Raw genomic sequence first — 23437 nt, 5'->3', positions numbered from 1 at the left:
CTCCTCAAGGTAGCCGGTTGCGCAGCGCAACTGTGGTTTCGGCGACCCAGTACCAGTTGCGATCGGTCGCCCGGAAGGTGGCTCCGGCAAAGCTAAGGGCCTGCGGAGACGACACCACATTGCCTTGGTTACTGCGCATAAGAAGCTGTACTCCAATCCCCAGTACATTGTTCCAGTTTGGATTGCTGGCGGCGCTCACATAGCGATCTGCCGCCCGATCCCGGTTCTGATCCTCGCCGAATGTAAGTTGCATATTGGCCACCCCTTCGATAAGGGGCATACCTGCAGCCACCCCGTTCTTGCGATAAAGCGCATAGGGGCTGCTGGCTGAGGGGCGGGCGATATAGTAGAGACGGGTTTCCACCCTGTTCACGACCGAGCCAAGACCAAACCGCTCCTCGGGTGGGCTGCTGGCCCCCCCCCAGGAACTGCTGGCATTGCCTGGCGTATATTTGTTGTCATTGGAGTGGACGATATTGACCTCACGCCCCCCTGCCACGCCCTGTACTTTGGTGACCTGAAATATTCTGGCCTTCTGACAGTCGGAGACCATGACGATATCTCCCTCGCACAGATCGCTATAACCCTGTGCGCCGGAACCACAATAGTCGGCCTTGCTGGATAGCTGCTGCACAAACAGCTGGGCGGCACTGTTATGATTATCACGACTGAGCGGAACCCCAACCCCAACCGGCCCCTGAACCAACAGGATATCGCTACCCGGCATGGGTCTGGGCTCGGAACCGCTGAACAGAGCAGACAGCTCGGCTGGCAAAGTGGACGTCACATTGTCGTAACCACGCAAAAAGGTGGTGAAGTTGTAGGGCAGTGCCGTACTGTTATTGAGGGTATTGGTGATATTGGCCCCCTGTTTGCTGAGACACCCCTGATAGCCCACCATACGCAGCTCTTTTTGCAGCAGATTGGTGGCAAATCCGCTATCTTCCCGCACCCGGGCAATGGCCTCGCCAGTGAGATAGGTTTTGTGATTGCCGAGAAACACCTGAATCATGACCCCCACCGTTATCAGCGAGAGCACCAGGGCGATCATCACCTCGACCAAGCCGATCCCGTGCTGGTGTAGCGGCAAACCGCTCCTGCTCATAGGTCCGTCCTCAGGATCATGCTGCGCGACGCTGGATCAGTCGACAGCCGACTGCTATCCCACTGAATAGTGATGGTGGCCCTTCCGGCACTGACCGATACGGCGCCATCGCCACCTGGTAGCTCGGCTACGACCCGCTTCCAGTGTTGCAGATCCTGAACCGCCATAGAGCTACCCGAGACAGTTTCGCCCAAGTCGATATTGTATTGCCCGTTCAGAGCCGCGCTGCGATTGGCCCGCATCATGTCGTTGATCATGTATGCATACTGGGTCGCCTCGGTACGCGTCAGCGCCGACTGGTTACTCTTGAGAGCCTGCAGTTGCAGAGTCGCCATGCCCAGAATACCGATGGAGAGCACCAGTACCGAGATCATGATTTCAAGCAGTGACAAACCCCGTTCTCGCATCATGGGCAGCTAGCCTCGGTAATGGAAGGGCGACCAGCCACTGTGATGTTGATATCACGGGAGGGCTCATTTCGACACTCATCAGGACGCAGGGAAAATACCCGTGCCAACGGAGTGCGGCCATCAAGAAAACCCTCGCTATTAAAACGCAGCAGGGAGGTATTGCTGCTCAATACCCCGCCCCCCATGTCGGGAAAGCCTCGCAACAACTCACCATTATCCAGTATGCCGTTACCGTTGCCATCGACCCAGATCTGCCAGCCAGCCTCCCAGTGATGCTGGGTCAGGTTATCGGCAGAGGCGGAGAGGGTCACTACCGTGTTGCGGCGAATGGCTTCTGAGCGGGCAAGGTTGATGGCCGCAACAAAGTTGTTAGCCTGAGTATTGAGAGAAATAGTGCGCAGCAAAGCGTTGAAGGAAGGAACCCCCAACGTGAGTAACAAAGAAACGAGCGCTATGGTGACCATAAGCTCGATAAGGCTAAAACCTGAACGCAAAAACATCCTGTTTCGCTCTGATTTGTTCCAGGAGGACAGACACACTCCATGTGTGCTAAGCCAGAGTAAGGGCTTGCTGGCAGTCTATGCCGGGCACTTGGTGTTTCAATCCCGGCAATGCAAAAGTTCGAGCTGCATCATCAATTTTCGCTGCAATCTGGTTGCGAACATGAAAATAGGACTCGTTAGAGCCAAAAAAAAACAAAGCCACCTCAACGAGGTGGCTCTGGCAATAAACCGACATCCAGCGAGATGAGAGGGATCAGAGGATCCGCAGCTCTGGCGGCACTTCAAACACCACGTTCTCTTCACGGCCAGGATGCTCGGCGACCACCTTGCCTCCCAGCTCCCGCAAGCGGGCAATCACGGACTGCACCAGCACCTCGGGGGCGGATGCGCCGGCAGTGACGCCTATCGCCTTCACCCCTTCCAGCCAGCTCGCCTCAATCATCGACGCATCGTCGATAAGATAGGCTCTGGCGCCCACCTTTTCGGCCAGCTCGCGCAGACGGTTGGAATTGGAGGAGTTACGAGACCCCACCACCAGCATGGCGTCCACCAGCCCTGCCATCTCCCGCACCGCATCCTGACGGTTCTGGGTGGCGTAGCAGATATCGTCCTTGCGCGGCCCCTGGATCTTGGGGAAGTGCTTGCGCAACGCATCGATGACGTCAGAGGTCTCATCCACGCTCAGGGTGGTCTGGGTGACAAAGCAGAGGTCATCCGGGTTCTTCACCTTGAGCTTGGCCACATCTTCAGGCGTCTCCACCAGATACATGCCGCCTTCGCGATTCTCGTACTGCCCCATGGTCCCGATCACCTCGGGGTGACCGGCGTGGCCGATGAGCACAGCCTCGGAGCCCTTGCGGCTGGCGCGATGAACCTCCATGTGCACCTTGGTCACCAGCGGACAGGTGGCATCGAATACCTTGAGGGCGCGGGATTTGGCCATCTCGCGCACTGTCTTGGCCACGCCATGGGCAGAGAAGATGACGATGCTGTCATCCGGCACCTCGTCCAGCTCCTCGACGAAGACTGCGCCCGCCTCTTTCAGCTTGTTCACCACATACCGGTTATGCACCACTTCGTGGCGGACATAGATGGGGGCCCCGAACTTCTCCAGCGCGCTCTCGACAATGCTGATGGCGCGATCGACACCGGCGCAAAAACCGCGAGGGTTAGCGAGCAGAATATCCATTAATGCACCTTCTCCTCATCATCAACGCCCAGGATCTCCACCTCGAAGGTAACGGTATGACCAGCCAGCGGATGGTTGAAATCGACCGTCACCGACATTCCTGCTACCGCCCGGATGATGCCCGGCAGCTCGCTGCCATTGGGCTGATCGAACAGGATGATGGTGCCGACTTTTGGCTCCACTTCGGCGCCAAACTTGGCACGGTCGAGATGGTAGATATTGTCGGGATTGGAGAGACCAAAGGCCTCTTCCGGCGCCAGAGTAAAACTCTTGCTCTCCCCTTCGCACAGGCCCAGCAGACACTGCTCGAAGGTGGGGGTCAGGCTGCCATCGCCCATCCGCAGGCGGGCAGGTTTGCCGTGCAGCGCCGTGCTGTCGGCAACCGAGCCATCTTCCAGCTTGATGGAGAAGTGGAACAGCACGCTGCTGTTAGCGGTGATCTGCTGGCTCATGCCTGCTCCTTTTTCTCACCACGGAAACCGTCCAGCACGATCATGGCGGCCCCGATAAAGATAAAGCTGTCGGCCAGATTGAATGCCGGCCAGTGCGCACGCTGCCAGTAGAAGTCGAGAAAATCGACCACATGGCCCAGCACCAGTCGATCAAAGACGTTGCCGAGGGCGCCGCCGATGATGAGTGAATAGGCGATACCGCTCCAACGCTGGGTCACCGACTGCTTGCGCAGCCAGTGGATCAGCAATCCACAGATGGCAAAAGCCAGCACCGCGAAGAACCAGCGCTGCCAGCCCCCCTGATCAGCCAGAAAGCTGAATGCGGCGCCCTTGTTGTAGACGTGAACCAGATTGAAGAAGGGGGTGATCTCCACCCCCGGGTAACCAAATGGCAGCAACTTGACCACGGCGAGCTTGCTCGCCTGGTCCAGTACAAAGGCCAGCACTGCCAGCCACAGCCAACGCAGGCCGCTTTTATGTTGAGTCATGTTCATCAGGCAAATTGACGAGTTTCGCCGTCACCCTCAACGTTGGTCACACAGCGACCACAGATCTCTTCGTGACCCGCGATGGCGCCCACATCTTCGACATGGTGCCAGCAGCGGTCGCACTTGGCGGCGGCAGACTGGGCCACGCTCAGCCACAGGTCATCACGCTCGGTCGCCACAGAGCCTTCCGGCGCAGTGTCAGCCACGACCACCTTGGCTTTGGAGGTGAGCAGCACGAAGCGCAGCTCATCGGCCAGGTCATTCAGGCGTGCAGCCAGCTCCGGCTTGGCGAACAGGGTCAGTTCGGCCTGCAGGGAGCCGCCGATACGCTTCTCGCCACGGGCCACTTCCAGCGCCTTGTTCACTTCACCACGCACGGTGAGGATCTCGGCCCAGAAATCGTCGTTGAGGGTTTCACCCGCTTCCAGCCCGAACAGGCCGTCGTACCACTCTTCGGTGAAGACGAACTCGCCGCGCTCACCCGGCAGCAGGGCCCAGATTTCATCAGCGGTGAAGCTCATGATCGGCGCCATCCAGCGCACCATGGCCTCGGCGATGTGATAGAGGGCGGTCTGGCAGGAGCGACGGGCCAGGCTGTCGGCCTTGGCGGTGTACTGGCGATCCTTGATGACATCCAGATAGAAGGAGCCCATCTCGATGGAGCAGAACTGCATCAGCTTCTGGGTTACACCGTGGAAGTTGTACTCGTCGAATGCAGCCATGATCTCGGCCTGTACCGCTTTGGCACGACCCACAGCCCAGCGATCCACCACTACCATGTCGGCAGGTGCCACCATGTCGGTCGCCGGATTGAAGCCGTTCAGGTTGGCCAGCAGGAAGCGGGCAGTGTTGCGAATACGACGATAAGCATCGGCAGAGCGCTTGAGGATCTCGTCGGAGACAGTCATCTCGCCGGTGTAGTCAGTGCTCGCTACCCACAGACGCAGGATGTCGGCACCCAGCTTGTTCATCACGTCCTGCGGGCTGACCACGTTGCCGATGGATTTGGACATCTTGCGACCCTGACCATCCACAGTGAAACCGTGAGTCAGCACCTGGTTGTACGGGGCCTTGTCTTTCATCGCCACACCGATCATCAGGGAGGACATGAACCAGCCACGGTGCTGGTCAGAACCTTCCAGATACATGTCGGCCGGCTTGCCGTTGAACTCGGGACGGGCATCAACCACGGAAGCGTGGGTAGAACCGGAGTCAAACCAGACATCCAGAGTGTCAGGCACCTTGTCGTACATGTCGGCATCGGCACCCAGCAGCTCGGCCTTGTCCAGATCCCACCATGCCTGAATGCCGGACTGCTCGACCCGCTTGGCTACTTCGTGCATCAGGCGCACGGATTCCGGGTGCAATTCCTGGGTCTCTTTGTGGACGAACAGGGAGATGGGCACACCCCAGGTGCGCTGACGGGAGATACACCAGTCAGGACGGTTCTCGACCATCGCCTGAATGCGGTTTTTACCCCAGGCCGGTACCCAGCCGCTCTGGCCTTGCTGGGCAATACCGTCCTTCTCGATGCGCTCGATCTCTTCCAGCGCGCGCTTGCGCAGACCCTTCTGCTCCATGCTGATGAACCACTGCGGGGTGGCACGGAAGATGATCGGGGTCTTGTGACGCCAGCAGTGCGGATAGGAGTGGTTGAACACTTTGTGGTGCAGCAGGGCGCCGCGTTCGGTCAGCACCTCGATCACGGAGGCATTGGCCTTAAACACATGCTGACCGGCAAACAGTTCGGTATCGGGCAGGTAAACACCGTTGCTGCCAACCGGGTTGGCCACTTCCAGACCGTACTTCTGACCGACCACGAAGTCTTCCTGACCGTGGCCAGGGGCGGTGTGTACGGCACCGGTACCGGCATCCAGGGTGACGTGGTCACCCAGTACCACCGGCACGTCGAAGCTGTAGAAGGGGTGGTTGAAGCGCAGCAACTCGAGCGCGGCACCCTTGGCGTAGCCCAGATTGTGGAACTTCTCGATACCGGCGCGATCCATCACATCCTTGACCAGCTCGGCGGCCAGGATCAGACGCTCGGGATGCTCACCTTCAACCTGCACCAGTGCGTAGTCCAGATCGGCGTGCATGGCGATGGCGCGGTTGGCTGGCAGGGTCCACGGAGTAGTGGTCCAGATCACCGCAGAGATCGGGCCCTTGCCGGTGTGGCCTTCGGCGCAATCAAACTTGGCGGCAACGCCCGCCTCATCAACGGCCTTGAAGCGCACATCGATGGAGGGGGAGTTCTTGTCGTAGTACTCCACTTCGGCTTCAGCCAGCGCTGAGCCACAATCAGTACACCAGTGCACCGGCTTGGAGCCTTTGTGCAGGTGGCCGTTTTCAACGATCTTGGCCATGGAGCGGATGATGTTGGCTTCGGTGCCAAAATCCATGGTCAGGTAGGGGTGTTCCCAGTCACCCAGCACACCCAGACGGATGAAGTCGGTCTTCTGCGCTTCGATCTGGGTCTTGGCATATTTGCGGCACTCGGCACGGAATTCGGCAGCGGAAACCTTCTCGCCCGGCTTGCCGACCATGCCTTCTACTTTCAGTTCGATAGGCAGACCGTGGCAATCCCAACCCGGCACATAGGGGGAATCGAAACCGGAGAGGCCCTTGGACTTGATGATGATGTCTTTGAGGATCTTGTTGACCGAGTGACCGATGTGAATGTTGCCGTTCGCATAGGGGGGGCCATCGTGCAGAATGAAAGAAGGCTTGCCCGCTTTGGCGCGGCGAATAGCGCCGTAGAGATCCTGATCGTACCAACGTTTCAGCATGTTGGGTTCGCGCTTGGCCAGATCGCCACGCATCGGAAACTCGGTTTCCGGAAGATTCAGGGTGTGTTTATAGTCGCTCATCAGTCCTGGGTTCCCTTCTTTTCTAAAAGAGTGCTGGGTAAATTGAATTGTGGCAGCCCGAACCAGGCTCGGGCCGCCAGGGCATCTCGTTCGATCTGCTCTTTCAAGGCAGTGAAAGAGGCAAACTTCTGCTCTTCGCGCAGCTTGTGGCGAAGCAGCACCTTGACCTGCTGACCATATAGATCACCAGAAAAATCAAATAGATGTACTTCCAATCTGGCTTGTGTACCGCTCAAGGTCGGCCGTACACCCACATTGGCTACACCGGGGAAGGTCTTGCCGGAACATATCACTTCCACCGCAAACACGCCACCGACCGGGATCACCTGACGCTTGAGGGCCAGATTGGCAGTGGGAAAACCTATGGTGCGCCCTAGCTTGTCGCCGTGGGCCACCCGGCCGCTGATGGTGTAGGGGCGGCCAAGCATCAGCTCCACCTCCGCCATCCGGCCCGCCTTAAGGGCTTCACGCACCAGGGTGCTGCTGACCCGCTGCCGTTCGAGCTGGAAGCTCTGGGTGCTGATCACCTCGAAACCGAAGCGATGGCCCGCCTCCTCCAGCAGGTGGAAATCCCCTTCCCGCCCCTTGCCGAAGCGAAAATCATCGCCGACCACCAGATAGCGCACCCCGAGCTTCTCCACCAGCAACTGCTCGATGAAGGTCGAAGCCGCCTGCTCGGCGAAGCGGTGGCTGAAGCGCACGCAGAGCATGCGATCGATATCCAGCCCCTGCAGCGCTTCGTACTTTTCCCGCAACCGGCTCAGCCGGGCGGGCGCCGCCGTGCCGGCAAACAGCTCCAGCGGCTGCGGTTCAAACAGCATGACGCAGGCGGGCAATCCCAGCTGGGCCGCTTTCTCCTTGAGACGTGCCAATACCGCATGGTGACCCTGATGAACCCCATCAAAGTTGCCAATGGTTAATACACATCCCCGGTGACGGGGCTTGAGATTGTGAATGCCGCGAATAAGCTCCATCAGTGCCTTGTGCGTTGCTGCCATGGAAATCGGCGGATTATATATCAGGCAGCAGGCAGGGTCAGCCCTCATAGCCTGATTTCAACTATCCGGGCCCAATCCCGAGCCTCGTGGTCCCATGAGGCACTATCCCCATGGCGCCGCAGGATCACGACTACTGCTGCCCCGATTTAAGATGACGCGGCCGAATGCCCAGCAGTAGCAACACCACCGCGTAGACCCCGGCCCCCAGCGACAGCAGCATGGTCAGCTGCAAACTGGCCTTGCCCATGCTCCATGTGCCCCACTGGGCCAGATCCGGCGACAGGTAGGCGAGCACGCCTCCCATCAGCACGCTGGCGACCAGCAGCTTGAGGCAGAACACGCCGGTATGGCGGGAGGGGCGATAGACGCTCTGCTGGTACAACCCCTTGAACAGCAAGGCCGCATTCAGAGTGCCCGAGCAAGCGGTCGAGAGCGCCAGGCCAACATAACCGAGCGGATAGATGAAGAGGAGGTTGCAGACCATGTTGGCAATCATCGACATCACCCCAATCCGCACCGGCGTCTTGGTGTCCTGACGGGCGTAGTAACCGGGTGCCAACACCTTGATCAGCATCAGGGAAAGCAGACCGGTGGTGGAGGCCAGCAGGCTGGCGCTCGACATGCTCACTTCATGCAGGCCAAACTCGCCGCGCATAAATAGCACCCGCAGAATCGGCTCGCGCATCACCGCAATGCCTATCATTGCGGGCAGGCCGAGCAGCATCACCATCCGCACCCCCCAATCCATGGTGCGGGAGAAGTCGGCCGGATCGGCATCCACATGCTTTTTCGCCAGCGCAGGCAGGATCACCGTACTGATGGCCACCGCAAACAGACCGAGGGGGAACTCCAGCAGGCGATCCGAGTAGTAGAGGTAACTGATGGCACCGGTCGCCAGGAAGGAGGCGAGCATGGTGTTGACCAGCAGGTTGATCTGACTGACCGATACCCCGAACAGGGCCGGGATCATCAGGGTGCGGATCTTCACCACCCCGGGGTGATGCCATCCCCACTTGGGCCACACCAACATGTTGATTTGGCGCAAAAAGGGGTACTGGAACAGAAACTGCACCAAACCGCCCAAAAAGACACCAATCGCCAGCGAGATCTCAGGTTTGTCCATCAGCGGCGCAATCCACCAGGCCGCCGCAATCATGGTGATGTTGAGAAACACTGGCGTAAACGACGAGACCGCAAAGCGGCCGAAGGTGTTGAGGATGGCCCCCGCCATGGCGGTAAAGGTGATAAACCAGAGGTAAGGGAAGGTGATTTTGAGCATCAGACTGGCGAGCTCGAACTTCTCGGCCGCAGGGCCGCCATGCAGCCAGTCCCAGAACCAGCCCCAGCCAAACAGCGCGGTCAGTACACCCGAACCGAGCACACCGAGCAGGGTGACCACAGTCACTATGCCCCCCAGCGTGCCCGCAACCGCCGCCAGCAATTCACGCACTTCCCTCTCGTCGCCATTTTTCTTGTACTCCGTCATCACGGGAACAAAGGCCTGGTTGAAGGCACCTTCGGCGAACAGGCGACGCAGAAAGTTGGGAATGCGATTGGCAAAAAAGAAGACGTCGGCGGCCACCCCGGCACCGAGCAGATTTGCGATGACCACATCGCGAACCAAGCCCATTACACGGGATGCCAGCGTCATTCCGGACACTATCATGCCGGATTTGATCAATTTCTTACTCAAGACGAGGCCTCTGGAACTGTCAGAATGAAAAGAATGCTGCTAGAATCGGCCGACAGTTTAACCGTCTCCCTACTGACACACCACCGGGAGGCGGTGTTTATTTGCACAAATCATTTGACAATATGTGGTTGGAAGGGCATATTTCCGGGCCTTTTCAATACACTCGCTAAGACAGTTTTAGGAGTTTTACCTTGGCTAACATCAAATCTGCTAAGAAGCGCGCTCTTCAGTCAGAAAAACGCCGTCAGCACAACGCCAGCCGTCGTTCCATGACCCGTACCTACCTGAAGAAAGTCATTGCTGCTATCGCCTCTGGCGACAAAGCTGCTGCGACTGCCGCTTTCGCTGTTGCTCAGCCGATCATGGATCGTATGGCGACCAAAGGCCTGATCCACAAGAACAAAGCTGCTCGTCACAAGAGCCGCCTGTCTGCCCAGATCAAAGCTATGGCTTAATCAGCTTCTGCTGATCAAAGCTGAAAAAACCGGCCTTAGTGCCGGTTTTTTATTTATCTGCGCTGCAATAAAGTCGATGCAGCAAGCTGATCATTTCACGCACTTCATGGCTGCGCAGCGAATAGTAGACCGTCTGGGCCTCTTTGCGCGTCGTCACCAGCTCATCCCGCCGCAGCAGCGCCAGATGCTGTGACAAGGCCGACTGACTCAATCCCAATCGCTCGTTGAGCTCCCCCACCGACAGTTCGCGCTCCAGCAACCGGCACAGAATAAACAGTCGCCGTTCGTTAGCCAGCGCCTTGAGCAAGGCCACTGCTTTACTCGCATTGGCTTCCATCTCTTCAAGTTGCATCACATCTCTCCTCTACCACTGATCGCCGATGATACGTGGTGACGGGCCGTTTTAAAACGACAGGGTGGCCGGCTGGATGGCGGAGAAGTTCTCCTGGCCGGAAAAGAGAAAGGTAAAATCGCTCTCGCAGACCCGCTTCACCGCCGGATGCTGGATCATTCGCTCGGCGAAGATGACGTAATACTCCTCCATCAGATCCTGAGTTTCCCCGATCAGCATCACCCCCTCCCCCTCAAGGATCTCCTCCCGATAGATGGTGGGAGCCATGAAGATGCCCTGATTGAAGAAGCCAAACGCCTTCATCAAGGCGGCATCATCAAACTCGCCAAGAATGCTGGGAGAAACCCCCTGCTGCTCGAACCACTGGGTCAGCTGACGCCCCATGGCAGTACGGCGACCGGGGATCAGTAGCTTGCGCTCTTCCAGACAGGCGGGAAAGGGCTTTTCAGGCAACGGCGCCTTGCAGAAGAAGCTGACGCCACAGCCGCCCAACCGTTTGGAGAGCAGGCCCGCATGCTGGCTGGAGTCCACCGGACAGTCGGAGAGGATCATATCGAGCTTGTGCTCGCTCAGCTGCTCCAGCAGCAGTTCGTGGGTCGATTCGAAACAGCGCAGATGGATGGAACCATCATTGGGGATGACAGAGAGCAGCACGCGGCTGGCAAGGCGCTTGGAGAGGGCATCGGCGATGCCGACGTCGAACAGGATCTGGCTCTCCTTGCGGTAGTTGACGATATCGAGCATCTCGTAGGAGAGGCTGAACATCTTGTCGGCATAGCGAAACACCAGCTGGCCCAGCTCGGTCGCCTCAAGAGAGCGCCCCTTGCGTTTGAGTAGCTTGCCCCCGAGGCGCTGCTCCAGCAGCTTGATCTGACCGGTGACGGTTTGCGGGGTCAAAAAAAGGGCTTCCGCAGCCTGGGTAACGGAGCCCTTCTTCTGAGTCATCCAGAAATAGTAGAGATGGTTGTAATTAAGGTGTGACATCCGATGGGGTTCCCGCTTGACGCGGACTCCGGTAGCAGCTGAGTTCAACCGCCAGAATGTCATACATGTCGCTAACCGAGTCAACCTTGTTCGCGCCAAACTGCTCCATCAGACTGGCCTTGAGGCGTGCTTTGTCCGGCATTCGGTCAGCGCAATAACGCTTGTTGGAACGCTTGACCATCTCCCCTGCCCGACTGCTCAACGCCCGCTCGGAGAAGGTCTCGCCGAAACGAGCCTTAGCCTGCTTGTCCCCCAACATCAGAGCACTCTCCACCACCCCGTTGAGATAGGCCGAACAGCTGGCCGAACCAGCCTCCTGTCGACACTCTTCAAACCCGCCAGCTAATCCCATAGGACTGACCAAGAAGAGCAGTAACCATGCCTGTTTTCTCATAAACCCTCCGCATTCTGGTCCCCATCACTCTTGGGGAGTGACAATCGCAAGGCCAGATAGCCAACCAGCGCTGCAATGCTGGATCCAACGAGGATCCCGAGGCGCGAGTAGCTGCCGTAATCTAGCCCACCATGCTCAAAGGCCAGTGACGCGATAAACATCGACATGGTGAATCCGATACCACAGAGGATGCTGACCGCAAAAATCTGCTTGAAGTTAACCCCGGGCGGCAACTGGGCGATACCCAGTTTGACCGACAGCCAGCTGATGGTAAACACCCCGAGCGGCTTGCCGATAAACAGTCCCAGCATGATGCCCATGGGCACCGGATTCAACAGGGAGGAGAGACCTATCCCCTCAAGGGATACCCCTGCGTTGGCAAAGGCAAACAGCGGCAGGATCAGATAGGCGCTCCAGGGATGTAACGAGTGCTCAAGATGCTTGAGTGGCGACTCATAACGCTTCCCCTTGAGCGGGATCATAAATCCGACCACCACACCGGCCAACGTCGCGTGAACGCCCGACTTGAGCACCGCAACCCAGAGCACCAGACCAACCAGCATGTAGAGGCTGATCCTGTCCTCGCCACGACGGTTCATCCAGAACAGGGTAAAGGTAGCCAGAAGACCGATCGCCAGCGCCTCAAGCGACAACTGCTGGGTATAGAAGAGCGCGATGATGATGATGACACCTAGGTCATCCATGATGGCCAGCGCCAGCAGGAATACCTTGAGGCTCACCGGCACCCGCTTGCCGAGCAGCGCCATCACCCCGAGGGCAAAGGCGATGTCGGTCGCAGCCGGGATCGCCCAGCCAGCACGCGCCACTTCGTCCGAATAGTTAAAAAAGGCGTAGATCAAGGCTGGAGCCAGCATGCCGCCCACCGCCGCGATGGCCGGAAAAGTCGCTTGCACCCGGGAGGAGAGCGCCCCCTCCAGCATTTCACGCTTCACTTCCAGGCCAACCAGCAGGAAGAAGATCGCCATAAAGCCATCGTTGATCCAGAGCAGCAGCGGTTTGTTGATGTCAAGGGCCGCGATGCGCACCTGTACCGGCGTGTCGAGAAACGCCTGATACCCGCCAGCCAGCGCGGTATTGGCTAAAATCATTGCCAGCATGGCAGCCATGATCAGAATAATTCCGGAGGCGGCCTCCAGCTTCAGGAACTTTTTGATTACGTCACTCATGGTTAAATTTTCCACCGTATTGCTTTGGTTTGAGTCTATCTCCTGCAACAACCAATGGAAAATCGTTTCTTGCTGCTCAATACAACGAAAAAACCGAAGGCAAAATAGAACATACCTGCTATAAGCAGGTTTTTCCTCGTCTCTGGCTACCGTCTTATTAATCAATAAAATGAATTTTCAATTATTTAACTGCATAAAAAAGGCGCCCTGAGGCGCCTTGCTATCAGATGGCGACGGGCGCCTTGATGCCGGGATGGGGATCATAACCCTCGATCTCGAAATCCTCGAACTTGTAATCGAAGATGGAGTCAGGTTTGCGCTTGATCACCAGGGTCGGCAGCGGGCGCGGCTCGCGGGAGAGCTGCAGCGCAGTCTGCTCCATGTGGTTGGAGTAGAGATGCACATCACCGCCAGTCCAGACGAAGTCACCCACTTCCAGATTGCACTGCTGGGCCATCATGTGGGTCAGCAGGGCGTAGCTGGCGATGTTGAACGGCAGGCCGAGGAATACATCACAGCTGCGCTGGTAGAGCTGGCAGGAGAGCTTGCCGTCCGCCACATAGAACTGGAAGAAGGCGTGGCAGGGAGCCAGCGCCATCTTGTCCAGTTCACCCACGTTCCAGGCGGAGACGATGATGCGGCGCGAATCCGGGTTGTGCTTGATGTCATCCACCGCCTTCTGGATCTGGTCGATGACAGACCCGTCGGCCGCAGGCCAGGAGCGCCACTGAGCGCCGTAAACCGGCCCCAGATCGCCATTCTCATCGGCCCACTCATCCCAGATGCTGACGCCATTTTCCTTCAAATAAGCGGTATTGGTATCCCCATTGAGGAACCAGAGCAGCTCGTGAATGATGGAGCGCAGGTGGCACTTCTTGGTGGTCACCAGCGGGAAACCTTCCGCCAGATTGAAGCGCATCTGATGGCCGAACAGGGAGACAGTTCCGGTGCCGGTACGGTCAGACTTGACGGTGCCCTCATCGAGGATTTTCTGCATCAGGTCCAGATAAGCTCGCATTATTTCGCCTCCTTCACGGCATTACCGAACAACTGCGGACGCTTGTAGGCGGCCCAGATCATCAGGGCACCGGCGATAATCATCGGGGTGGAGAGGATCTGGCCCATGCTGATCTCCTGGAAGTAGAGACCAAGCTGGCTGTCCGGCTGGCGCACAAACTCCACCAGGAAGCGGAACAGGCCGTAGAACAACAGGAACATGCCGGAGATGGCACCACGGGGCGGATTCTTGCGCCAGAACAGGTTGAGGATGATGAACAGCACCACCCCTTCCAGTGCGAACTGGTAAAGCTGGGAGGGATGACGCGGCTCGGGGCCGGCCTCCGGGAAGATGATGGCCCAGGGCACATCGGTGACCCGGCCCCACAGCTCGCCGTTGAGGAAGTTGCCGATCCGGCCGACGCCGAGACCAAACGGAATGAGCGGTGCCACAAAGTCGGCCACGGTGAAGAAGTGGCGCTTGGTCTTGTGGGCAAACCAGATCATCGCGGTGATTACCCCGATCAGACCACCGTGGAACGACATACCGCCGGTCCAGATCTTGAACAGGTAGGTGGGATCCGCGAGGAAGAGATCGAAGTTGTAGAACAGCACGTAACCGACACGGCCACCGAGGATCACCCCGAGGAAACCGTAGAACAGCAGATCCGACACCTCGTTGCGGGTCCAGCCGCTGTTCGGCGCATCGGCGCGACGGCCGGCAAGCCACATGGCAAACGCGAAACCGAACAGGTACATGAGACCATACCAGCGTACCGATAGTGGTCCCAAACTGAATGCTACGGGATCAATCTGCGAGAAAACCCAATATCCATCGTGCTGCATATGCGGCCCCAGTCAAAATAAAAGCCGCATTTTCCGATCATTCGTCAGCAGGGACAAGGCATGATTATCAATCACTCTGTTTCGATTTATGACCGGCTCGCAGCAAACCGCCCAAACCATGCTCCTCCAGATAGCGGGCAAACAGGCCGCGCAGTACGTGGGGGTTGTCATGTTTGAGGCCATCGGCCATCAGTTCGGTCAACTCGCTCAGGGTGGATTGACGCAGCACGTACTTGATCCGGGCGATGTTGTGGGTATTCATACTGAAGCGGCGATAACCCATGGCCAGCAGCAGCAATACACCGACCGGATCACCGGCCAGCTCGCCACACACCGACACCGGCTTCTGGTAGCGATGGGAAGCATCAACCAGCTGTTGCAGGGCGCGGATCACCGCAGGATGGAAGGCATCGTAGATGTTGGCAACGCGGGAGTTGTTGCGATCCACCGCCAGCAGGTACTGGGTAAGGTCGTTACTGCCCACAGACCAGAAGTCGATGAGCGGCGCCATCTCCGGCAAAATAAAGAGGGCTGAGGGCACCTCGATCATCACCCCGAGGCTGGGATAGCGGATCACCGCATCGCGACTCGCCGCCTCTTCCGACACCTCTCGCCACGCCTGATCCAGCAGACGACGGGAGGCCTTGATTTCGCTGACGCTGCTGATCATCGGCAGCATGATGGCCAGATTGTCCAGCCCTTCACTGGCCCGCAGCATCGCCTTGAGCTGCACCAGAAACAGTTCGGGGTGATCCAGGGTGATCCGGATCCCCCGCCAGCCAAGGAAGGGGTTTTCCTCGACGATGGGGAAATAGGGTAACGGCTTGTCGCCGCCCACATCCAGCGTCCGCATGCAGACCGGCCGGTTGCGGTAGGTCTCCAGAATGCCGCGATAGCGGGCAGTCTGTTCCCACTCGGAGGGGAAGCTCTCCTGCAGCATGAAGGGGATCTCGGTGCGATAGAGACCCACCCCGTCCGCCAGCTGGTTGAGGGAGATCTCGGTATCGGCACTGAGGCCGGCGTTGAGCAACAGGGAGACCTTGGTGCCATCGGCCGTCTCGGATGGCAGGTTATCGACGCTGCGCACCAGGGTATCGAGCGCCCGCTCTTCGCTCAGCAGCTGACGATACTCGGTCAGGATCACCTGATTGGGCTCGATGAAGAGATCGCCGCTGTAGCCATCGACGACCAGCATGCGACCACCGATGTCACCAAGAGGCAGATCGACCCCCATGATGGCGGCCACCCCCATGGCGCGGGCCAGAATGGCCGCATGGGAGTTGGTTCCCCCCTTGAGCGAGACTACCCCAGTCAGATACTCGCGGGGCACTTCCGCCAAAATGGTGGCGGTCACCTCGTCAGCAACCAGCACTACCGGCTCACCGATGGAGATATGTTCCGGTTCATTCTGCACCAGTCGGCTGATCAACCGCTGGGCAATATCCTTCACGTCGGTGGAGCGCTCCTGCAGGTAGGGATCCTTCATCCCCTTGAATTGCTCGATCAAGCGATCGCTGATCAGCTTGACCGCAGATACCGCAGTCCAGTGCTCCTTGCTCACCTTGTTGCGGATCGGCTTGATATAACCGGGATCGTTCAGCAGATGGAGGTAGATATCGAAGATCGCCACCGAATCCTGGCTGTAGCTCTCGCGAAAACGCAGCGCCAGACTCTCCAGATCGTGACGAACCTCCTCCACGGCCAGCTCCAGCCGCGCCAGCTGGCTGGCATGGTCTTCATCCTTGCGCGGGGTAATGGACGAGAGCGCCTTGCGGGGCCGCCACACCCAGGCCTTGGCCATGGCGATGCCGCTGGCACCCGCAATACCACGCAGTGGCTTGCTCCAGTCGGTCTTCTGCAACCACCCCTTGGCCTGCGCCTGGGCAATCCGCGCCGCCAGCTGGGCCGCCAGGGTGACCATGAAGGACTCTTCCCCCTCATCGAAGCGGCGACTCTCTTTCTGCTGCACCACCAGAATGCCGACCACCTGACGCTGATGCATGATGGGAGCGCCGAGGAAGGAGCGGAACGCCTCTTCGGCAACATCGGGCAGGAATTTGAAACTGGGGTGCGCGGGGGCATCAGCCAGGTTGATCAGCTCTTCCCGCTGACCCACCAGACCAACGATACCCTGCTCGTAGGGCAGGGTCACCTTGCCGACAGCGGACGGTGCCAAGCCGTCGGTAGCCGCCAGGCGATAGCGGCGCACCTCGGGTTCCGAGACATACACGGAGCAGCAGTCCACTGCCATGGCGTGCCGGGTCTGGCTCACCAATGCCTGCAAGGCCTGCTCGAGGGTATTGGCCTCGGCCATGCTCTCGACGATACGTCTCAGTTCCGTTAACAACTAATCTGTGCTCCTTAACGGGCGCGGTTGCGCCGCCCATCCTTCTTGTTGACCTGCACTGCCGGCACTGGCATCGCCAGCGGGGCAAACTCTTTCATGACCCGGCGGTAAACCTCCCGCTTGAACGAGACGACCTGACGCACCGGATACCAGAAGCTGACCCAACGCCAGTCGTCAAATTCGGGATGGCCATGACAGCCGAACTGGATCCTCGACTCCTTGCCCGAATTCAGCTGTAACAGGAACCATTTTTGTTTTTGGCCAATACAGACCGGTGAACTGTCCCAGCGGACAAGACGTTTGGGTAAACGGTACTTTAGCCAGTTACGACTGGTGGCCATGATGGTCACATCTTCGGGCTTGAGGCCAATCTCCTCATACAGCTCTCGATACATGGCCTGCTCTGGCGTTTCACCATCATCAACCCCCCCCTGCGGAAACTGCCAGGAGTGCTGCCCATAGCGTTTAGCCCACAACACTTGTCCTTCACGGTTACAGATCACGATACCGACATTGGGACGAAATCCGTCGCCATCAATCACGTGATCACCTTATAAAGGCTGAATCTATAAGGAGATTGTTCCACATTCACTCCGTGGCAGCAAACAAGGAGTGAATCCCCTGTTTCATGAATAACTTTCAATTTCAAACATACTTATAAACAAATCCAAGGATCCGCGCCCCCAAGTTGCCCACCCAGGCTGTGCATAAAGCTGTTAGCAAACGGGTATATACAGTACTTTTTAACTGTACGCGAAAAGTAACTCTTCGTATTACCACGCGACATTAAATATAAAAAATCATTATTTTTTATGAACTTGAGATAAAATAACTGGATCTAGATCCATGTTACCCCAAGAGCCTGATCCATGATCCGGATTGTGAACAAGTTCAACTGCTCAAAGATCCACCGCGGCGAAATTATCCACAGGAGTGGCACAATATCTACCCCATTTACCCTGTAAAAATGGGGTGGCATTCACAATTTTTTGTAACATATCAGCGACTCCAACCACTTTCATCCACTTATCCAAGATTTCTGTGGATAACTGTGTGTAACATCATGCACAAACCCTTGGACAACTATTTAGAGGTCAAACCAGACCAGGATCACTACTCGATAAAATAGACAAAATCCTTTAAAATCATGATGATGAGATGATAGCCCCCAAACTCTCTGCATTTGATCTTATCCACTCAGGATCGGTTATAAAAACAGCGATCCTTCTCGGGATCCTCCCCTGTTAGAATATGGCGAGCAAGATGGAGCCAACTATGCCAAGCAATCCCCAATCCGAGCAGGAGTTATTGAGCCGCGCCTATGCCATGGCCGGATTCACCCTGGCGCAGCTGGCCGCCGAGGCTGGTGTCGCGGTGCCCAAAGACCTGCGCCGTGACAAGGGGTGGGTCGGTCAGTTGATCGAGCTGCAACTGGGAGCCAGCGCAGGGAGCAAGCCGGAGCAGGACTTCCCGGAGCTGGGGATCGAACTCAAGACGATCCCCGTGGATCCTCAGGGCAAACCGCTGGAGACCACCTTCGTCTGCGTCGCCCCGCTGATCGGTGTCAGCGGCCAGCGCTGGGAGGAGTCCAACGTGCGCAACAAGCTATCCCGGGTGCTCTGGATCCCGGTGGAAGGCAATCGGGAGATCCCGGTTGGCGAGCGGCGGGTCGGCATGCCGCTGATGTGGAGCCCGAATGAAGAGGAAGATCGGCTACTGCGTCAGGACTGGGAGGAGCTGATGGACATGATAGTGCTGGGAGAAGTGGAGCAGATCAGCGCGCGCCACGGCCAGGTGATGCAACTGCGGCCCAAGGCGGCCAACAACAAGGCGCTGACTCGCGCCATCGGCCGCGATGGTCAACCCATCATGACCCTGCCCCGCGGCTTCTATCTCAAGATCGACTTCACCCACAGTCTACTGCAACGCTATTTTGCCTTGCCGACTTGATCTGCCTTATCAACATCTTTGTCATATGGTGGTATAAAAATAGACAGGAGCCATTTTTAACTCACAGACAAGGAGGCGTCATGCCACTTACCAAGCAGTTTCTCAAGTCCAAACCCGAGGTCAAGGTGACCTTCGCCGTAGAGAAGGAGGCCGCAGCAGGGGCAGAACAGGTGATGCTGATCGGCGAGTTCACCCAGTGGCAACCGGTCGAGCTGAAACGCATGAAGAGCGGTGAGTTCAAGGCCACCCTCAATCTGCCGACCGACGGGCCGGAGAGTTTCGAGTATTGCTACCAGTTCATCACTCCTGAGGGAGAGACCCTCTACGAGAATGACTGGCAAGCCGATGCCTACGTACCCAGCCCCTACGGCCGCGACAACTCGGTGGTACGAGTCAGCCAGTAAGCAGTGACCGAATTCCGGATACAAAAAAGGCTCGCCATTGGCGAGCCTTTTCACTACCTGTCGAGCTTTTAGCCGACATACCGACACCAATTCGAATCGAATTAGTTGAGCTTCTCTTTGATACGAGCAGCTTTACCGGACAGGTTGCGCAGGTAGTACAGTTTGGCACGGCGAACATCACCACGACGCTTCAGTTCTACACTGTGGATCAGCGGAGAGTGAGTCTGGAATACACGCTCAACACCTTCGCCGTTGGAGATCTTGCGAACGGTGAAAGCAGAGTGCAGACCGCGGTTACGCTTGGCAATAACGATGCCTTCGAAAGCCTGCAGACGCTCTTTACCACCTTCTTTAACACGAACTTGAACACGTACGGTGTCGCCCTGGGCAAAAGCCGGGATGTCGGTACGCATTTGCTCTTGTTCAAGCTGCTGAATAATCTTGCTCATTGTCTTTCCTTACCTAGGATAAACTGAAAACTCTACTTAACGCTGTCACGCACTTCGCGGACATACTCGGCAAGAAGTGATTCTTGCTCGTCAGTCAGAGCTAGGTTGTTAATAAGTTCCGGCCTTCTTTGCCAGGTTCGTCCGAGAGATTGCTTGAGACGCCAGCGCCGAATCACTTCGTGATTGCCGCTTGTCAGCGCCTCGGGCACCGCCAATCCATCCAACACCTCCGGCCGAGTGTAGTGGGGATGATCCAGCAAGCCATCCGTAAAGGAGTCCTGCTCAGCACTGGCCTGATCACCCAAGACTCCTGGAACCAGACGCGAAACCGCATCGATCAGGGTCATGGCAGGCAACTCGCCACCACTTAACACGTAATCCCCGATAGACCACTCTTCGTCGACTTCGGTTTGTATCACGCGTTCATCGATACCTTCGTATCGACCGGCTACCAGAATCAGTTTCTGATTCGTCGCCAACTCGGTTACGCCAGCTTGAGTCAGCTTGCGTCCCTGAGGGGAGAGATAGATGACTTTCGCCCCGTCTCCCGCCGCTTGCTTGGCTGCATGAATCGCGTCACGCAGCGGCTGAACCATCATTAACATGCCGGGCCCACCACCATAAGGACGATCATCGACCGTACGGTGTTTGTCGTGGGTAAAGTCCCGGGGGTTCCAGCACTCAATCTGCAGCAGGCCACTCTTGACGGCCCGACCCGTTACCCCGTGCTCGGTAATGGCTCGGAACATTTCAGGGAAGAGGCTAATCACCCCAATCCACATAAGAAACCTCCGGCACCCGTGTTAGCGCGGGAAACTAGAAACCAGGATCCCAATCAACTTCGATTGTTCGAGCAGTCAGATCAATGTTCTTGATCACCTGCTCTTCCAGGAACGGAATCAACCGCTCCTTTGCACCAAAGGCATCTTTTACATTGGCCTCAACCACCAACACATCGTTGGAGCCGGTTTCCATCAATTCGGTCACCTTGCCCAGGTCGTATCCCTTGGTGGTCACCACGGAGCAACCAATCAGGTCACGCCAGTAGAACTCACCTTCAGGCAACGCAGGCAACAGATCGGCGGGTACGCCAATCTCGACATTGGTCAATGCCAGGGCATCTTCGCGCACATCGATACCATCGAGTTTGCAGATCAGACCCTTGTTGTGACGTTTCCAGGATGAAACCCGAATTTCACGCCACGCCCCGTTCTGATTAATCAGCCAGGGGTTGTAATCGAAAATCGCTTCGGCAACATCGGTGAAGGAGTTCACTTTAAGCCAGCCCTTGATGCCGTAAACGGTCCCCAGGGTGCCCAGAACTACAGGTTTTTCCACCTTAACTCCTTACCGTTTGGCTGATTAAGCAGCTTTGGCAGCGTCTTTGATCAGCTTGGCAACGCGCTCAGAAACAGCGGCACCAGTAGCAACCCAATGCTCGATACGAGCCAGGTCCAGGTTCAGCTTTTCAGCCTGACCAGAAGCAACCGGGTTGAAGAAACCAACGCGCTCGATGAAACGACCGTCGCGGGCGTTACGGCTGTCAGCAACTACTACCTGGTAGAACGGACGCTTTTTCGCGCCACCACGTTGTAAACGAATGGTTACCATATCGTCCTCATTAACATCTAATGAACAAGGCCCGCAAACACGCGGACCCTAGCTTAAAATAAGCCGCATAATTCTACTTGGATTCGTAATAATTGCAACCAAGCCAGCCATTTTTTGCGCAGGGCTGCAATGAAAAGGGCCTGCAACTCGCAGACCCTCGCTCAATACCTAACTCCGGATAATCAGAACGGGCCGCGACCGCCACCAAATCCCGGTGGCAGCATGTTCTTCATCTGGCTCATCATTTTGCGCATGCCGCCCTTGCCGGACATCTTCTTCATCATACGCTGCATCTCGGTGAACTGCTTGAGCAGCTTGTTCACGTCCTGCACCTGCATGCCGGAACCTGCAGCGATGCGACGCTTGCGAGAGCCCTTGATGAGGTCGGGATGGGCACGCTCTTTCGGCGTCATGGAGCTGATGATGGCCTCCATCCGCACGGTGAGTTTGTCATCCATCTGATCCTTGATGTTGTCCGGCAGGCCGGACATGCCCGGCAGCTTGTCGAGCATGCCCATCATGCCGCCCATGTTGCGCATCTGGGCCAACTGCTCGCGGAAGTCCTCGAGATCGAAGCCTTTACCGCTCTTGACCTTGCTGGCCAGCTTGGCCGCTTTCTCTTTATCGACCTTACGCTCCACCTCTTCGATCAGAGAGAGCACATCGCCCATGCCGAGGATGCGAGAGGCGAGGCGATCAGGGTGGAACGGCTCCAGCGCATCGGTCTTCTCGCCCATACCGATGAACTTGACCGGTTTACCGGTGATGTGGCGCACCGACAGGGCGGCACCACCGCGGGCATCGCCGTCCGCCTTGGTAAGGATGACACCGGTGAGCGGCAGCGCTTCGTTGAACGCCTTGGCGGTGTTGGCGGCATCCTGACCGGTCATGGCATCCACCACGAACAGGGTCTCGACCGGCTTGATGGTGGCATGCAGATCCTGGATCTCGGCCATCATTTCGCTATCAACATGCAGACGGCCGGCGGTATCGACGATCACCACGTCATAGAATTTCTTGCGCGCCTGATCGATAGCGGCAGTCGCGATGGCAACCGGCTTCTGGCTTGCATCGCTCGGGAAGAAGTCGACGCCGATGTCACCCGCCAGGGTCTCCAGCTGTTTGATCGCCGCAGGGCGATAGACGTCGGCACTGACCACCAACACCTTCTTCTTGTTGCGCTCTTTGAGCAGTTTGGCCAGTTTGCCGACCGTGGTGGTCTTACCGGCCCCCTGCAAACCGGCCATCAGGATAATGGCGGGCGGCTGGGCAGCCAGATTGAGCTGTTCATTGGCCTCCCCCATCACGGTGACCAGCTCGCCGTGCACTATCTTGATGAATGCCTGACCCGGGCTCAGGGATTTGGCCACTTCCTGCCCGACGGCACGCTCCTTGACGCGCGCCACGAAATCACGCACGACCGGCAGGGCGACGTCCGCCTCAAGCAGCGCCATGCGGACTTCGCGCAGGGTCTCTTTGATGTTCTCTTCGGTCAGCCGACCACGGCCACTGACATTGCGCAAGGTGCGCGAGAGTCTTTCAGTCAAATTCTCAAACATGACGCATTCCGGTTCTTGGCGTAATAAATAGGGGGCATTATAACCCAGAGCAGCCGCGAGGACGATTATTCACCGCACCGTCGCTCATCTATGCTTCGTCCCTATATATGGGCGGATCGGCCATTGCACAACTGGCGAGCACATCTTGTGCAAGGTATACTGCTCCTCTTATATCCCTAAATGCTTGTGTAACAACGA

General features: G+C 57.4%; 25 protein-coding genes. 3 read left to right on the top strand and 22 right to left on the bottom strand.

Going from position 1 to position 23437, the window contains the following annotated elements; genetic code table 11:
* Positions 1 to 4: 4 nt before the first annotated feature.
* From G5380_RS16890 to murJ, 9 genes are all read right to left on the bottom strand, one after another.
* Positions 5 to 1105, bottom strand: a complete 1101-nt coding sequence (locus G5380_RS16890; RefSeq protein WP_421352928.1) for a PilW family protein — start codon at positions 1103 to 1105, stop codon at positions 5 to 7.
* Positions 1102 to 1497 (bottom strand): type IV pilus modification protein PilV, encoded by a 396-nt coding sequence (gene pilV / locus G5380_RS16885; protein WP_272950156.1) that lies wholly within the window; start codon positions 1495 to 1497, stop codon positions 1102 to 1104. The genes G5380_RS16890 and pilV overlap by 4 nt, the downstream gene beginning before the upstream one ends.
* Before the next feature lie 14 nt (positions 1498 to 1511).
* Positions 1512 to 2015: a type IVa pilus pseudopilin TppE gene (tppE, locus tag G5380_RS16880; protein WP_100646794.1), complete on the bottom strand. Its 504-nt coding sequence runs from the start codon at positions 2013 to 2015 to the stop codon at positions 1512 to 1514.
* 256 nt (positions 2016 to 2271) lie between these two features.
* Entirely contained in the window at positions 2272 to 3207 is a 936-nt protein-coding gene (ispH, locus tag G5380_RS16875; RefSeq protein WP_227341909.1) for a 4-hydroxy-3-methylbut-2-enyl diphosphate reductase, read from the bottom strand.
* Positions 3207 to 3659 (bottom strand): FKBP-type peptidyl-prolyl cis-trans isomerase, encoded by a 453-nt coding sequence (gene fkpB / locus G5380_RS16870; RefSeq protein ID WP_005340448.1) that lies wholly within the window; start codon positions 3657 to 3659, stop codon positions 3207 to 3209. The genes ispH and fkpB overlap by 1 nt, the downstream gene beginning before the upstream one ends.
* Positions 3656 to 4153, bottom strand: a complete 498-nt coding sequence (lspA, locus tag G5380_RS16865; RefSeq protein WP_005340447.1) for a signal peptidase II — start codon at positions 4151 to 4153, stop codon at positions 3656 to 3658. The genes fkpB and lspA overlap by 4 nt, the downstream gene beginning before the upstream one ends.
* Positions 4153 to 7014, bottom strand: coding sequence for an isoleucine--tRNA ligase (ileS, locus tag G5380_RS16860; protein ID WP_421208964.1), 2862 nt, complete (start codon positions 7012 to 7014; stop codon positions 4153 to 4155). The genes lspA and ileS overlap by 1 nt, the downstream gene beginning before the upstream one ends.
* Entirely contained in the window at positions 7014 to 7988 is a 975-nt protein-coding gene (gene ribF / locus G5380_RS16855) for a bifunctional riboflavin kinase/FAD synthetase (protein ID WP_111901026.1), read from the bottom strand. Before ribF ends, ileS begins: the two co-directional genes overlap by 1 nt.
* 154 nt (positions 7989 to 8142) lie before the next feature.
* Positions 8143 to 9705, bottom strand: a complete 1563-nt coding sequence (gene murJ, locus G5380_RS16850; protein ID WP_421208965.1) for a murein biosynthesis integral membrane protein MurJ — start codon at positions 9703 to 9705, stop codon at positions 8143 to 8145.
* A 191-nt stretch (positions 9706 to 9896) separates the two neighbouring features.
* Here murJ and rpsT point away from each other — a divergent pair, with 191 nt between their 5' ends.
* Complete coding sequence (gene rpsT / locus G5380_RS16845; protein ID WP_005308808.1) at positions 9897 to 10160, top strand: 30S ribosomal protein S20; 264 nt, start codon at positions 9897 to 9899, stop codon at positions 10158 to 10160.
* A gap of 49 nt (positions 10161 to 10209) precedes the next feature.
* On the opposite strand, the gene G5380_RS16840 is transcribed toward rpsT, so the two are convergent.
* From G5380_RS16840 to rppH, 8 genes are all read right to left on the bottom strand, one after another.
* Positions 10210 to 10512, bottom strand: a complete 303-nt coding sequence (locus tag G5380_RS16840) for an ArsR/SmtB family transcription factor (protein WP_421208966.1) — start codon at positions 10510 to 10512, stop codon at positions 10210 to 10212.
* 51 nt (positions 10513 to 10563) lie between these two features.
* The gene (gene nhaR / locus G5380_RS16835; RefSeq protein ID WP_005340434.1) at positions 10564 to 11496 is read right to left on the bottom strand and encodes a transcriptional activator NhaR; all 933 of its coding nucleotides are present in this window, start codon (positions 11494 to 11496) and stop codon (positions 10564 to 10566) included.
* Positions 11483 to 11848, bottom strand: a complete 366-nt coding sequence (locus G5380_RS16830) for a hypothetical protein (RefSeq protein ID WP_216954529.1) — start codon at positions 11846 to 11848, stop codon at positions 11483 to 11485. Before G5380_RS16830 ends, nhaR begins: the two co-directional genes overlap by 14 nt.
* A 38-nt stretch (positions 11849 to 11886) precedes the next feature.
* Positions 11887 to 13077 (bottom strand): Na+/H+ antiporter NhaA, encoded by a 1191-nt coding sequence (nhaA, locus tag G5380_RS16825; RefSeq protein WP_005341370.1) that lies wholly within the window; start codon positions 13075 to 13077, stop codon positions 11887 to 11889.
* A gap of 223 nt (positions 13078 to 13300) precedes the next feature.
* Positions 13301 to 14095, bottom strand: coding sequence for a thymidylate synthase (thyA, locus tag G5380_RS16820; RefSeq protein WP_005340427.1), 795 nt, complete (start codon positions 14093 to 14095; stop codon positions 13301 to 13303).
* Entirely contained in the window at positions 14095 to 14919 is an 825-nt protein-coding gene (lgt, locus tag G5380_RS16815; protein WP_031227775.1) for a prolipoprotein diacylglyceryl transferase, read from the bottom strand. Before lgt ends, thyA begins: the two co-directional genes overlap by 1 nt.
* Positions 14920 to 14986: 67 nt before the next feature.
* Complete coding sequence (ptsP, locus tag G5380_RS16810; protein WP_005340422.1) at positions 14987 to 17266, bottom strand: phosphoenolpyruvate--protein phosphotransferase; 2280 nt, start codon at positions 17264 to 17266, stop codon at positions 14987 to 14989.
* A gap of 14 nt (positions 17267 to 17280) precedes the next feature.
* Positions 17281 to 17808 carry an RNA pyrophosphohydrolase gene (rppH, locus tag G5380_RS16805; protein WP_005340421.1) on the bottom strand — a complete coding sequence of 176 codons (528 nt, stop codon included), beginning with the start codon at positions 17806 to 17808 and terminating at the stop codon, positions 17281 to 17283.
* Between the two features lie 733 nt (positions 17809 to 18541).
* On the opposite strand from rppH, the gene mutH reads away from it, so the two are divergent.
* Both mutH and G5380_RS16795 read left to right on the top strand, forming a co-directional pair.
* Positions 18542 to 19216 carry a DNA mismatch repair endonuclease MutH gene (gene mutH / locus G5380_RS16800; RefSeq protein WP_042053335.1) on the top strand — a complete coding sequence of 225 codons (675 nt, stop codon included), beginning with the start codon at positions 18542 to 18544 and terminating at the stop codon, positions 19214 to 19216.
* Between the two features lie 80 nt (positions 19217 to 19296).
* Positions 19297 to 19620, top strand: a complete 324-nt coding sequence (locus G5380_RS16795) for an isoamylase early set domain-containing protein (protein ID WP_227341903.1) — start codon at positions 19297 to 19299, stop codon at positions 19618 to 19620.
* 101 nt (positions 19621 to 19721) lie between these two features.
* Here the strand turns inward: G5380_RS16795 and rplS are convergent, their stop codons facing one another.
* From rplS to ffh, 5 genes are all read right to left on the bottom strand, one after another.
* Positions 19722 to 20069: a 50S ribosomal protein L19 gene (gene rplS, locus G5380_RS16790; protein WP_005308701.1), complete on the bottom strand. Its 348-nt coding sequence runs from the start codon at positions 20067 to 20069 to the stop codon at positions 19722 to 19724.
* A gap of 32 nt (positions 20070 to 20101) precedes the next feature.
* Positions 20102 to 20851 (bottom strand): tRNA (guanosine(37)-N1)-methyltransferase TrmD, encoded by a 750-nt coding sequence (gene trmD / locus G5380_RS16785; protein ID WP_005308699.1) that lies wholly within the window; start codon positions 20849 to 20851, stop codon positions 20102 to 20104.
* A 34-nt stretch (positions 20852 to 20885) separates the two neighbouring features.
* Entirely contained in the window at positions 20886 to 21407 is a 522-nt protein-coding gene (rimM, locus tag G5380_RS16780) for a ribosome maturation factor RimM (protein WP_005340394.1), read from the bottom strand.
* A gap of 24 nt (positions 21408 to 21431) precedes the next feature.
* Positions 21432 to 21680, bottom strand: coding sequence for a 30S ribosomal protein S16 (rpsP, locus tag G5380_RS16775; RefSeq protein WP_216952849.1), 249 nt, complete (start codon positions 21678 to 21680; stop codon positions 21432 to 21434).
* Positions 21681 to 21862: 182 nt separating this feature from the next.
* A complete protein-coding gene (gene ffh / locus G5380_RS16770; RefSeq protein ID WP_421352927.1) occupies positions 21863 to 23239 on the bottom strand; it encodes a signal recognition particle protein in 1377 nt (458 codons plus the stop codon).
* Between the last annotated feature and the right edge of the window lie 198 nt (positions 23240 to 23437).

It is taken from the genome of Aeromonas sp. 604443 (genome assembly GCF_049170315.1).
GTDB classification, from domain to species: Bacteria; Pseudomonadota; Gammaproteobacteria; order Enterobacterales; family Aeromonadaceae; genus Aeromonas; species Aeromonas veronii_A.
The sequence above is the reverse complement of the archived record's forward strand: the minus strand, read 5'-3'. Positions and strand labels throughout refer to the sequence as shown.

What these genes read in the sequence shown, in the direction of transcription:
- tppE (WP_100646794.1), bottom strand. Translation starts at nt 2,015, where the DNA reads ATGTTTTTGCGTTCAGGTTTTAGCCTTATCGAGCTTATGGTCACCATA.
- rplS (WP_005308701.1), bottom strand. Translation starts at nt 20,069, where the DNA reads ATGAGCAAGATTATTCAGCAGCTTGAACAAGAGCAAATGCGTACCGAC.
- fkpB (WP_005340448.1), bottom strand. Translation starts at nt 3,659, where the DNA reads ATGAGCCAGCAGATCACCGCTAACAGCAGCGTGCTGTTCCACTTCTCC.
- nhaR (WP_005340434.1), bottom strand. Translation starts at nt 11,496, where the DNA reads ATGTCACACCTTAATTACAACCATCTCTACTATTTCTGGATGACTCAG.
- ileS (WP_421208964.1), bottom strand. Translation starts at nt 7,014, where the DNA reads ATGAGCGACTATAAACACACCCTGAATCTTCCGGAAACCGAGTTTCCG.
- G5380_RS16840 (WP_421208966.1), bottom strand. Translation starts at nt 10,512, where the DNA reads ATGCAACTTGAAGAGATGGAAGCCAATGCGAGTAAAGCAGTGGCCTTG.
- G5380_RS16830 (WP_216954529.1), bottom strand. Translation starts at nt 11,848, where the DNA reads ATGGGATTAGCTGGCGGGTTTGAAGAGTGTCGACAGGAGGCTGGTTCG.
- lspA (WP_005340447.1), bottom strand. Translation starts at nt 4,153, where the DNA reads ATGAACATGACTCAACATAAAAGCGGCCTGCGTTGGCTGTGGCTGGCA.
- ribF (WP_111901026.1), bottom strand. Translation starts at nt 7,988, where the DNA reads ATGGAGCTTATTCGCGGCATTCACAATCTCAAGCCCCGTCACCGGGGA.
- mutH (WP_042053335.1), top strand. Translation starts at nt 18,542, where the DNA reads ATGCCAAGCAATCCCCAATCCGAGCAGGAGTTATTGAGCCGCGCCTAT.
- ispH (WP_227341909.1), bottom strand. Translation starts at nt 3,207, where the DNA reads ATGGATATTCTGCTCGCTAACCCTCGCGGTTTTTGCGCCGGTGTCGAT.
- G5380_RS16795 (WP_227341903.1), top strand. Translation starts at nt 19,297, where the DNA reads ATGCCACTTACCAAGCAGTTTCTCAAGTCCAAACCCGAGGTCAAGGTG.
- thyA (WP_005340427.1), bottom strand. Translation starts at nt 14,095, where the DNA reads ATGCGAGCTTATCTGGACCTGATGCAGAAAATCCTCGATGAGGGCACC.
- lgt (WP_031227775.1), bottom strand. Translation starts at nt 14,919, where the DNA reads ATGCAGCACGATGGATATTGGGTTTTCTCGCAGATTGATCCCGTAGCA.
- ffh (WP_421352927.1), bottom strand. Translation starts at nt 23,239, where the DNA reads ATGTTTGAGAATTTGACTGAAAGACTCTCGCGCACCTTGCGCAATGTC.
- trmD (WP_005308699.1), bottom strand. Translation starts at nt 20,851, where the DNA reads ATGTGGATTGGGGTGATTAGCCTCTTCCCTGAAATGTTCCGAGCCATT.
- rpsP (WP_216952849.1), bottom strand. Translation starts at nt 21,680, where the DNA reads ATGGTAACCATTCGTTTACAACGTGGTGGCGCGAAAAAGCGTCCGTTC.
- G5380_RS16890 (WP_421352928.1), bottom strand. Translation starts at nt 1,105, where the DNA reads ATGAGCAGGAGCGGTTTGCCGCTACACCAGCACGGGATCGGCTTGGTC.
- nhaA (WP_005341370.1), bottom strand. Translation starts at nt 13,077, where the DNA reads ATGAGTGACGTAATCAAAAAGTTCCTGAAGCTGGAGGCCGCCTCCGGA.